General features: G+C 26.0%; 14 protein-coding genes. 7 read left to right on the top strand and 7 right to left on the bottom strand.

Features of this window, described 5'->3' with window-relative positions; all coding sequences use genetic code 11:
* Positions 1-220: 220 nt before the first annotated feature.
* From KGF39_RS17940 to KGF39_RS17930, 3 genes are read left to right on the top strand one after another with little or no spacing between them, the layout of a single operon-like run.
* Positions 221-589: a GntR family transcriptional regulator gene (locus KGF39_RS17940; RefSeq protein WP_227823343.1), complete on the top strand. Its 369-nt coding sequence runs from the start codon at positions 221-223 to the stop codon at positions 587-589.
* 3 nt (positions 590-592) lie between these two features.
* Positions 593-1468 (top strand): ATP-binding cassette domain-containing protein, encoded by an 876-nt coding sequence (locus KGF39_RS17935; RefSeq protein ID WP_054273478.1) that lies wholly within the window; start codon positions 593-595, stop codon positions 1466-1468.
* Complete coding sequence (locus KGF39_RS17930) at positions 1469-2263, top strand: ABC transporter permease (protein ID WP_227823342.1); 795 nt, start codon at positions 1469-1471, stop codon at positions 2261-2263.
* Between the two features lie 153 nt (positions 2264-2416).
* On the opposite strand, the gene cdeA is transcribed toward KGF39_RS17930, so the two are convergent.
* The gene (cdeA, locus tag KGF39_RS17925) at positions 2417-3742 is read right to left on the bottom strand and encodes a multidrug efflux MATE transporter CdeA (RefSeq protein ID WP_227823341.1); all 1326 of its coding nucleotides are present in this window, start codon (positions 3740-3742) and stop codon (positions 2417-2419) included.
* A gap of 399 nt (positions 3743-4141) precedes the next feature.
* On the opposite strand from cdeA, the gene KGF39_RS17920 reads away from it, so the two are divergent.
* Genes KGF39_RS17920 through KGF39_RS17905 form a run of 4 tightly spaced genes read left to right on the top strand, consistent with a single transcriptional unit; the run spans position 4142 to position 6353 of the window.
* Positions 4142-4726 carry a TlpA disulfide reductase family protein gene (locus tag KGF39_RS17920; protein WP_227823340.1) on the top strand — a complete coding sequence of 195 codons (585 nt, stop codon included), beginning with the start codon at positions 4142-4144 and terminating at the stop codon, positions 4724-4726.
* The gene (locus tag KGF39_RS17915) at positions 4719-4868 is read left to right on the top strand and encodes a CD1871A family CXXC motif-containing protein (protein WP_227823339.1); all 150 of its coding nucleotides are present in this window, start codon (positions 4719-4721) and stop codon (positions 4866-4868) included. Before KGF39_RS17920 ends, KGF39_RS17915 begins: the two co-directional genes overlap by 8 nt.
* Positions 4869-4878: 10 nt before the next feature.
* Positions 4879-5769 (top strand): 4Fe-4S binding protein, encoded by an 891-nt coding sequence (locus KGF39_RS17910; RefSeq protein ID WP_227823338.1) that lies wholly within the window; start codon positions 4879-4881, stop codon positions 5767-5769.
* Between the two features lie 14 nt (positions 5770-5783).
* The gene (locus tag KGF39_RS17905; protein WP_227823337.1) at positions 5784-6353 is read left to right on the top strand and encodes a hypothetical protein; all 570 of its coding nucleotides are present in this window, start codon (positions 5784-5786) and stop codon (positions 6351-6353) included.
* A gap of 494 nt (positions 6354-6847) precedes the next feature.
* On the opposite strand, the gene KGF39_RS17900 is transcribed toward KGF39_RS17905, so the two are convergent.
* The 6 genes from KGF39_RS17900 to KGF39_RS17875 form a co-directional block, all read right to left on the bottom strand.
* A complete protein-coding gene (locus KGF39_RS17900) occupies positions 6848-7495 on the bottom strand; it encodes a lactate utilization protein (RefSeq protein ID WP_227823336.1) in 648 nt (215 codons plus the stop codon).
* 396 nt (positions 7496-7891) lie between these two features.
* A complete protein-coding gene (locus KGF39_RS17895) occupies positions 7892-8806 on the bottom strand; it encodes a DUF2935 domain-containing protein (RefSeq protein ID WP_227823335.1) in 915 nt (304 codons plus the stop codon).
* 176 nt (positions 8807-8982) lie between these two features.
* On the bottom strand, positions 8983-9582 hold the full coding sequence (locus KGF39_RS17890) for a YdcF family protein (RefSeq protein WP_227823334.1): 600 nt from the start codon (positions 9580-9582) through the stop codon (positions 8983-8985).
* 159 nt (positions 9583-9741) lie between these two features.
* Positions 9742-9924: a hypothetical protein gene (locus KGF39_RS17885; protein ID WP_054273487.1), complete on the bottom strand. Its 183-nt coding sequence runs from the start codon at positions 9922-9924 to the stop codon at positions 9742-9744.
* A 356-nt stretch (positions 9925-10280) separates the two neighbouring features.
* Complete coding sequence (gene panC / locus KGF39_RS17880; protein ID WP_227823333.1) at positions 10281-11129, bottom strand: pantoate--beta-alanine ligase; 849 nt, start codon at positions 11127-11129, stop codon at positions 10281-10283.
* A gap of 18 nt (positions 11130-11147) precedes the next feature.
* The coding region (locus KGF39_RS17875) for a 3-methyl-2-oxobutanoate hydroxymethyltransferase (protein WP_227823332.1) at positions 11148-11497 on the bottom strand (350 nt) is incomplete at its 5' end.

The following is an 11497-nucleotide window of genomic DNA, read 5'->3' as shown; positions in this document are numbered from 1 at the left end:
GAATTAAAAAATCCAATAGGAAAACCTATTGGATTTTTTAATTCATAATATACATATATAGTATGTTAAATATAATATTTTTTAATATCTATCAAAGCTTATTCTTGATAAAAATTTTCGTATATTTTTTTATTTAATATTGACAGATGTGATACGTTAATATAAGATAGTACTATAGTTAGTTAGTTGAGTAATTAACCAACTTGGAAAGGAGGAACCTATGAGATTAGTATTAAACAATGAAGAACCTATATTTATTCAAGTAGCACGAGCAATTGAAGATGAGATACTGTCAAATGGAATAAAAGAAGAAGAACAGGTTCCATCAACAACAGAGCTTTCAAAGCTTTATAAAATTAATCCAGCTACAGTATTAAAAGGTATAAATATATTGGTTGATAAGAATATTTTATACAAAAAGAGGGGGATAGGGATGTTTGTATCAGAGGGTGCAAAAACTATTATAAAAGAAGCTAGAAAAGAAAATTTTAAACATAATTTCATAAAAAATCTACTTCAAGAAGCTGAAAAATTAGAAATAAATAGAGAAGAATTAGTTGATACTATAATTAATTTCAAGGAGGATTAACATATGAGTAGTTCTATTAAGATAGAAAATTTATCTCACAGTTTTAAAAAACAAAATGTCTTTAATAATATGTCTTTAAACTTTGAAAAAAATAAGATATATGGTTTATTAGGTAAGAATGGAGCTGGAAAAACCACATTATTAAATATAATGGTAAATCAGTTAATTCAAAATGAAGGTGAGATAGAAATATTAGGAAAGAACCTAAAGGAAGATGTAAAAGTCTTGGAAGAAGTTTGCATTGTGAGGGAAAAAGAATTTTATAGCCCAGATTTTAAAGTAGGTCAGGTATTTGAATTTTCTTCTAGTTTCTATAAAAACTACGATAAGGGGTTAGAAGCAGAATTATGTAAATATTTTGATTTAAATACTAAAAAAAAGTATAAACAATTGTCAAGAGGGATGAAAACCATACTTTCAAATATAATAGGTATTTGTTCTAATTCAGCTATTACTATATTTGATGAGCCAACAATTGGTTTAGATGCAGTAAATAGACAAGAGTTTTATAACATAATTTTAGATAATTATATAAAAAATCCAAGGACAATAATAATATCAACTCATTTGATTGATGAAATAGATGATTTATTGGAACATGTAATAATATTAAATGAGGGAAAAATTATTATAGATGAAGAAATTGATGTTATAAAACAAAAAGCTCATTATATTACTGGAAATAAAGAAGAGTTAGAAAAATTAGAATGTATAAAAAATATAAAGCCTAAAAAGGCATTTGGAAATACAATTGCTTATTTTTACTATGGTGACTTTAGTGAAAATGATGAAAAAGTACTTAAAAATTCAAATATTGATGTAGGATACATGGGACTACAAGATATGTTTGTTAACATGACTAAGAAGGAGGGATTGTAATTGAATGAATTAAAGCCATATATAAAATTTTTTAATAAAAATACTAAGTTATATATAATTATGTTTGTAATTATGGGAATTCTTATGAACATTTTGCCAGTATTTATCCTCAAAATTTTTGGTGAATTATCTAAAAATAATTTATCTACAATTGTGAATCCTATTTTTACCTATATAGATATATTGATATTTGTGTATGGAGTAAATATAGCAAATAAAGATTTTTCAGGAGCTTTAAGTATAAGAGCAGATAGAAAAAGTTGTATAAAAGCTATTGTGATGGATTTAATTATTTTAAGCTTTGTAATTTCTATTATAGGTATAATTTTGATTTTTTTATCAAAGTTATTTATAGAAATTATGACAGGTTACAGTATAGACTTATCAGTTTTACTAAATAGAGATATAATTTGGACGTCTATATCTGCACTAATAGAGCCTTCAACATCAAGTATACCTCTAACTTATTTAAATTATTTTGCACAAATATGTATAAATGAAATATGTATAGGTCTTATAGGAGCATTATTGGGTGCTTTTACATATAGGGTTAGAAAGGCTACTAGTGTTACTATATTGATAGGATTACCTATACTAATTATAATTTATATAGTTAATTTTGCAACTAAAAATATGCATAAGATACTGATGTTTTTAGAAAAAATTATTTATTCATTTCAGAATCCTTTTATTTTATTCGGAACAAAAGTAGGAATTATAGTTATTTGTATAATATTTATAATTTTACTACTTAGAAAGGCACCAATTAAAGATTATGCAAATGACTTATTATAAGTAAAATAAAGAGACTGTCTCAAAATAGAGATAAGTCTTTTTTTATTGTTGAAATGATTAAAATATATTTTATTTCATACAAAAAAGAGTGTCTCATGAACTAAAAAGTTCACCTTGAGACACCCCTTCATTAGTTTTAATAAATATTGATTTTTAATAATTGTATCTACTTTTATATTTTTTAATAAATAGAATAGATATAAATATAGTTAGAATTTCAGCAAATGGAACAGTAAGCCATAATCCAGTTAGGTTCAACATAGGTGGAAGAATTATGATTCCTATGATTATAAAAACAAAGGCACGACTAAAAGATATAATAGCTGAAATTTTCCCATTGTGAAATGCTGTAAAAAATCCTGATGCAAATATATTTATACCAACAAATAAAAAAGCAAAGGCAAATATTTTTAATCCTTGTAAGGCTAACTCAAATACTGTGTTGTCTGGATTTACAAAAATACTAACAATAAATGGTGCAAAAACTAAAGCAATAATAAATACTAAAATAGAAGAAACAAATATGAATTTTAGAGAATATTTAAATGTTTCTCTTAACTTATCATTGTTTTCAGCACCAAAATTATAACTTATTAATGGAGATACTCCAGCAGCAAATCCTAAATAAACTGATGTCATTAGAAAATGAGCATACAATACTATTGTAAGAGCAGCAAGTCCATTTTCTCCTGCTAATTTTAAAGCCACTATATTAAATAAGAATGTTGTAATTCCTGTAGACAATTCTGTAACCATTTCAGAAGAACCATTTATCATAGTATCTCTTATAAGCCTAAAATCAGTTTTTGGTTTTCTTAGTTTTAATGTAGATTTACTTGATAAAAAGTAGATAATACCTAAAATACAAGTTAAAATAATACCTATAGCAGTTGCAACTGCAGCGCCTAAAAGACCCATTTCAAAATATTTAATAAATACATAATCTAATATTATATTTGTAACACCACCAATGACTGATAGAAATAAACTAAACTTAGAATTTCCATCAGTTCTTGCAAAGTATTCAAATATAAATTTTAAAATATAAAATGGTGTACATAAAATTATAACTTTACCATAAGTTATACAATATGGTAGTAACTTATCTGTCGCTCCAAGCAAAATAGATATTTCTTTGATGAAAAAGTATGAGATTATTGTGAATAGAGTTCCAACAATCAATGAAAACAAAACTATAAAAGAAAATGTATAGTTGGCTTCATCTTGTCTATTTTCACCCATACGTATAGAAACTATAGCTCCTCCACCAGTTGCCATCATTATTCCAAATCCACAAACAAGGTTGATTATAGGTAGTACAATATTTATACTAGCAAGAGCATTTGAACCAACTAATGTTGATACAAAGATACCATCTATTATTGTGTATAAAGATATAAATATCATGGATATAATTGCAGGAGAAACAAATTTTAGAAATTCAAAAGTAGTGAATTTTCTTGTAAATAAATTTTCCATAAATTTTACCTCCTTTTATTATTCTCTATATATAATAAGCTATATAGTAACTATATAGTCAAGAAAAATTTTATTTATACGATAAACAGCTTAAAATCAACAAAAAATCATATTGAAATGAGTTAGTATAATGATAATTAATAAGCTTATATTAGTAAAATTTAACTGTTTCTTAAGAGAATCTTTAGAAATATATGTATATAATCTTAAGATTTACAATCTATTATATAGATATAAGATTTTGTCTGAAAAGAAATATATTTTAACTGTATATCTTTTATACAACTTATTTTAAATTAGCTATTATTTATTAAATATAATGACTTTAATATAGAAGATAAGTTATTTTTATTTCAAGCAACGATTTTATATACTATATAGATTCTAGGAGTGTGAGATATGAAAAGGTTTTTTATAATGGTTTTAGGATGTATCTTTGTTTTAGGTATGATTTCTGGTTGTAGCAAAAAAGAATCTAAGCCAGTAGAAACAAATAAGAATAATAGTGAATGGTTTAATAATTTAGAGACGGAGGATGTTGATGGAAATAAGGTAACAAAAGAGATATTTTCAGATAAAGAGCTTACTCTTATTAATGTCTGGACTACTTGGTGTGGGCCATGTGTAGGTGAAATGCCAGAACTTGAAGCATTATCAAAAGAATATGAGAGTAATAATTCAAATGTAGCTGTAAAGGGATTAGTTGTAGAAGTCGACGAAACTGATGTGAGAATTGGTCTTTCAAATGAAGAGAAAAATTTAGTTAAAGACATTATGAAAAAATCAGGTGCAACTTATCAACAATTGACTGTCTCTGAAGGACTTAAAAAAACTGATTTTAAGAGAATTATAGAGTTTCCAACTACCTATTTTGTAGACAAGAAAGGAAACTTTGTGGGTGAAAAGGTCACAGGTGCAAATAGTAAGGAAGAGTGGAAAAAAATTATAGATGAAAGACTAAAAATGGTAAAAGCCAATGGTTAACTTTATTAAAGATAATAAAAAAGGCATTTCTATTATTGCAATTAGTATTATATTTATTGTATTAGGTACATATCGTGGAGAAGCAAATACAGTATTAACTAAAGCAATTATGATTTGTCTTGAGTGTATCGGGATTGGTTAGGAGAAGAGGTATGAAATTATTATCTAAAATAACTAATAATATAAGACTTATTACTCAAGTTGCATTTACAGCATTAACAAATGGATATATAAATGGATTTTTAGAAGGGACTATATATGGAGGAGAAAGTAAAAAATTGTGTGTACCTGGATTGAATTGTTATTCATGTCCAGGTGCACTTGGTGCATGTCCGATAGGTTCGCTACAAGCAGTTTTATCAAGCCGAGAGTATAAATTCTCATTTTATGTTGTTGGTTTTTTAATGGCATTTGGTGCTTTTTTTGGCAGATTTGTTTGTGGATGGCTTTGCCCTTTTGGACTTGTTCAAGATTTGTTATATAAAATACTATTTCCAGTAAAAATAAAAAAAGTTTATGGTGATAAATATCTAAAATATTTAAAGTACATGGTATTAATAATATTTGTAATTATTTTACCAGTTGCTGTTGTAAATGTAGCAGGAGGAGGAAACCCTTGGTTTTGTAAGTGGATTTGTCCTTCAGGCACACTTTTGGGAGGAATACCACTCATTTTAGAAAATGAGAGTTTAAAAGAATCAATCGGATTCTTATTTAGCTGGAAGTTGAGTATTTTGGTATTGATATTGCTGATATCAATAATGATTTATAGACCATTTTGTAGATATGTATGCCCTTTGGGAGCAATTTATAGCTTTTTTAATCCTATTTCAATATATAGATTTAAAATTGATAAAGATAAATGTACTAATTGCACAGCATGTCAATCAAAATGTAAGCTTGATATACCAGTATATAAAGATATAAATAGTCTAGATTGTATCAGATGTGGTGAGTGTATAAAAGTTTGTCCACATAATGCAATTACTACAACTTTTTCAAAAAATATAAAAGAGAAAAATATTTCTACAAAAAAAGTATAGGGAGAGATAATTTAATGAAGAAATTTACTATATATATTATAATGTTTGTAATATCAACATTAGTATTAGTTGGATGTACCAATAACAATAAGATAAAAAGTGAAGTAGATAATATGTTCAATGCAATAAAAACACAAGATTCAGATACTGTAGATAAGTATTTCCCAAAGTCAGGATTAGGTAATTTTATATATGAAGATAAAGAAGGATTTAAAATGTATTCTAAAAATATGACTTGGGAGATTTTAGATATAAAGAAGAATAAGGATAAAGTGATTGTAGATTTGAAAGTTAACAATACTGATATGATTTCTATCCTAAAAAAGAATCCTCCTAAACTAGGAGAGATGATGCCAAATCCAACTATGAAAGATATTGATTCCGCAAATAAAAAAGAATTTAATATTAAATTAGAGCTTGTTAAATCTGGCGACAATTATGTTTGTAAAGTTACCCAAAAATTTGCAATGAAATTGTTAAATATAATTACTGGAGGTGGTACAGACTATTTGGCTGATTACAATAAAGATTACTATAAACAACTTGATAAAGAACAAAAAAATTATGAAAATCAAAGTAGTTAATCATAAAGATATAAACGAAATATAAGATAGGTTTATAATTGATTATAAGTGCTATTTTATATTTTTTAGAAAATTTTATTTGTAATTTTGTCTATGATATAATACCATTTTCAATAGTAGTGTTTTTTATTAGGATATTAGAAAAAGAGAAAAGTATCATCTTACTAGAGAAGGGGAGAGCTTGACTTAAAAAATATCAAGATAGAATTAATAAACAGATTGAATATATGAAAGAAGAAGGTGTTAATGATATTTTGTAGGAACACAATTCAAAGTTTGCATATTATTGAGGTTCAAATAAGGGGTGTAGACATTTTAATTCCTAAAATTAAGAAAATGTAAATAAGTTAGAATCAAAAATGTAAGAGTAAATTTAAAACAATATAAATGTGGTAGAATGAAATTCTTATAGAAGAATTTATTCTACCACTCTTAGGAATAAGTTATTTCATCTTATTTTATTATCTATAGAGTTATTTACATATATGTATATTTTACAGACCAAGATTTTCTCCTACTAATATTACTTTTATTTTTTTTGCTGGACGGCTAATTCTTGTAGTGATCATATATGCACAAATGCTTTCAGGACTTGTACAATCTATACAACTTCCAGTAATATAACAAGGAGTATTGACATCTTTAAAACGCTGTACAACTGCTGGCGATGCAATTGTTCTAGTTCTTTGTATTGCGTCATCAATGTTTTTTACGATTTTATTCATACCAGCTACAACTATAACATTTTTTGGACCAAATATCATTGCAGCTACACGATTACCATTTCCATCAATATTGAAGAGTTGTCCATCTTCACTAATTGCATTACTACTCATTAAAAAAGTATCACATAGAAGTGCTTGACGCATAATTTCAGTTCTTTCTTCTGGAGTTTTTGCTAAATCTCTATCAATAACTTTAAACCCTTTCTCTCTGATAGCAGTTTGTACGCCCATCTCTTTAAGAGTTTCAGAGCCTCCCCATGATACTACATGATTTTGAGGAATTAAATCTAAAATTTGTTGCAAAGCCTCATTTCTAGTTTTACAGTAATAAGCATCAAAATAACGTTTTTTGAGTGCTGTAACAATATGAGGAGCTAGTTTGTCATATCGTTTTTCTAATGGTGTTTGTCTTATCATAATAAAATCACTCCTTTATTTAAATTTTAATGTTGTAACTATTATGTTAACTAAACTTATACAATGTATTATTGTATAAAACCAACTTTATCATTACTATATTCCTAAGATTATGAAAATAGTTACAATATAGTTATAACATAAATATGTACTTAGTATAAGATTTACTATTAGTTTTTGACAAATAACTGGATATAGATATACTTATAAAAATATAGTTACTGATACTTTTTATTTTATATTTATGTAAAATAAAATTGTGAATTATAAGTAATTATAATTTTGTTTTATAAATAAAGGATTTAAATTTTATAGATTATAAAAAATAAAGGTACAATTTAGATGTACCTTTATTTTCCTTAAACATGTAAAGAATATTTTAGAAGTATTTTTTAATTACATATTTTTATAACCTTCCAATATCCTAATATAATGATTGGCCTCTCTTAAAACATGGTCTGCTAAAAGTGGTAATATTATAGATTTTATCTTACATTGCTCTATCCCTGATGTTCCTGCTTCTTTAAAATCTTTAAATTCAACAGTTTCATTTAGAGTTTCTTCTGTAATACTTTCAATATTAGAATCAATCATCTCATTTGCTTTTTCAATTAATTCATTGAATTTCATAGCAAAATCATTTGAAGTATTTATTAGCTCACCTTCAGACGGGTCTAGTAATCCTCTCATGAATAGGGCATGTTCCATCATAATATGGTTCCAGAATAATTCGATTTCTTTAGCATCTTTTGAGTCAATGTCTATTTTATTTTCAAGGTCAATTACATAAGAACGGTATAAGTTTGCTTCATGTATTAGATGTTCAAGAAGTAGAGGATAGTTTGAGGTAAATAGAGTACATGATAGTACTCCATCTAGGACTCTTTCTTTTAAATTAATAAGCCCATCAAGCAATCTTATTGCATCAGAGTTAAGTTGAGCTACATAATTTACTAAGTCTTGACCAACTTGTGGATCTACACCACTTTGTAGATTTAATTCTCTTGTAGTTATGTTTTGATTTATTTCTATTCCTGTAAACTCTTGTGTTTTTTGCTCTGCACCTAATGTGAGAGTAGTTACAATTTCTTCTGAATATAATATATCAGGTCTAATTATACCATTACTAGCACTAACAGTATATGATAATAAATCTTCAAATTGTTTCTTATAATGGTCAGCTTCCATAACAAGATTATAATCTTTATTTGTAAATCCTGCTTCTAAAAAAAGAGCATGCTCTTTCATAATTCTTGAAAAAAACAAATGTAATTCCAGTGATAAAATAACATATTTTTGATTATCTATCATAATTTCCTCCCTTTAGAAAGTATCTTATTTATAATACTTTATTCGTAATATTTAAATTTATGTATATTATAAATAAATTAACTGAATTCAGTTACTACTAATATCAATAGTTCCTATTGAATTATGGGTGAAAAAATTATCTTACCACTATTTTTATTGGATATATGAATAATAATTTACTGAAAAATTCTATATATTTTATACCCTATATAAAAAAATTCTTCTCTTGCTAAAAATGGTAATTTGCTCTTTAAACCTATATATTTTGTTGTAGGTGTTGGAGAACTGTAAGATTCTATTCCATAGTCCTTTGCCATTAACATTGCCCTTTTCATGTGCATTGGGTCACTTACAATGATTGCTGTATGATATGAATTTTTATCCATTATCAATTTTGCATTTTCTATATTTTTCTGTGTTATATTCGATTCTTCTTCAAGTAATATTACTTCTTCTGATATTCCTTGATTTGTTGCATATTGTTTTGCAGCATAAGCGTCTGATTCTTCATTTCCATCTCCAATGCCTCCTGTAAAGATTAATTTGTCTGTATAGCCATTTTTATAAAGCCATATTCCATGATTTATGCGTTCTTGGAAAACAGGTGACACCTTTCCATTTGTAGTTCCAGCTCCAAGTATAATTACAACATCTGTTGCTTTTTTCTCATCAACAAAGCTATAATTCCATATGATGATTGTTGTTACTATAATATATACAATTATTATGATTCCAATGGCTATCAATAGCCATTTTATTAAATTCTTTTTCTTCATATCTATTCTGCCTTATTAAAAAAATTTTGTTGCATTGACATGATAATTATAGCATGATTTTGTAATCTAGTCATTTACATTAAACTAAGCATGCATATTAAAGTGGGTAAGAAGAATTTTACATAAGATTCTTCTTACCCAACTTTAATATATTTAATTTTATGCTAAGCCGCATTCACATAGTAGAATCATTATTCTATGGAGACATAACTCTACAATATCTTCTCCATATTTTTTTATAAAATCACCAATTTGAGTTTCTATGAATGAATAGTATTCTTTTAAACTAGCAATATATGCAGTCATTATATGAACACATTCATCAATCTTATCTTTAAACACAACAAATCCCCCTAAAAACGAAAAATAAAAATATTCAGTAAATAGCAGATATTATTTCATACATAAATCTATATAGTATGATATATTGCTTAGATATATTTTACAAGAGGATATGTAAAACTGGTTATCATAATTGTAAAACTGGATAAGTTTTTATTTAAAAAGAGAAATACTCCATTTTCAAATCTGATTATAGATAGTTAAGTTGGCAGATATTTAATAAGTTAAATTATATAAGTGTACTAGTAGTACACTTATATAATCACAATTAATCATATTCTCAAAAAACTTTAATTTTAAAATTTTCACTATTATAAAACATCATTTTATAGAGAATATATTGTATAAAATTACAGTTATATGTTTAATTTAAATGTAAAGTTATCAATTAATCTAGTTTTTCCTATAAACACAGCAATTGCTATGAGTATAGAACTTTCTATTTGTTCAACAGGTTGTAATATTTCACTATTTACGATTTCAATATAATCTATTTTTGCTAAATGCTCAGATTTTATTTTAGATGTTATTAATTCTTTTATATTTTTTAAATTTAGATTGCCTTTTGCTAGTTCTTCTTTTGCCAAATTTAGGCTCTCATTTAGGATTAGAGCAGATTTTCTCTCTTCATTTGAGAGATATATATTTCTTGAACTTTTTGCTAACCCATAATTTTCACGAACTATAGGACAGCCTATTATCTCTGTGTCTATGTTCAAATCTTTGACCATTCTTTTAATTACTACCAATTGTTGAGCATCTTTTTCTCCAAAATAAGCTTTATCAGGAGTTACTATATTTAGAAATTTTGAAACAACTAGGCAAATTACTCCAAAATGAACAGGTCTTTTAGATCCACAAAGAAAATCTGTAAGTCCAGACACATTTATAGTAGTACAATTGCCTTTTAAATACATTTCTTCTGATGATGGGTTAAAGACTACTGATGCACCACTATCCATACAGTATTTAAAATCCTTTTCTATATCTCTTGGATAGCTATTAAAATATTCATTTGGTCCAAATTGAGTTGGATTTACAAAAACACTTACTACTACTTTATCATTTTCTTTTACAGCTTTTTTAATAAGAGTTTGGTGTCCTTCATGTAAAAATCCCATTGTAGTAACAAGCTCTATAGAATAACCTTCTTTTTTCCAGTCTTTAATTATATTTCTTAGTGATTTTATTTCTTTTATAAGCATTTTGTACCATCTTTAATCTTAATATAGTTTTTTTAATTCAGATTCATTTATTGAAAAGCTATGTTTTTCTTGTGGAAATACACCTGTATTAACTTCTAGTATGTAATTTTCAATTGAATCTTTCATTATATCTCCTATATTTGCATATTGCTTTACAAATTTAGGGACGAAATCTCCAAACATTCTCAACATATCTTGATAAACTAAAATTTGTTCATCATAATTAATTCCTGCTCCTATACCTATTGTAGGAATTGAAATAGAATTAGTTATCATTTTTAATATATTATATTTCAAACATAATTTTTTGTTAGTTAAAAAAATTATAGTGTATATATTAACAATAAAAAAAGACCCTAAAAAGAGTC

Origin of the sequence: Clostridioides sp. ZZV14-6345 (assembly GCF_020657775.1) — a bacterium.
GTDB classification, from domain to species: domain Bacteria; phylum Bacillota; class Clostridia; order Peptostreptococcales; family Peptostreptococcaceae; genus Clostridioides; species Clostridioides difficile_D.
The sequence above is the reverse complement of the archived record's forward strand: the minus strand, read 5'-3'. Positions and strand labels throughout refer to the sequence as shown.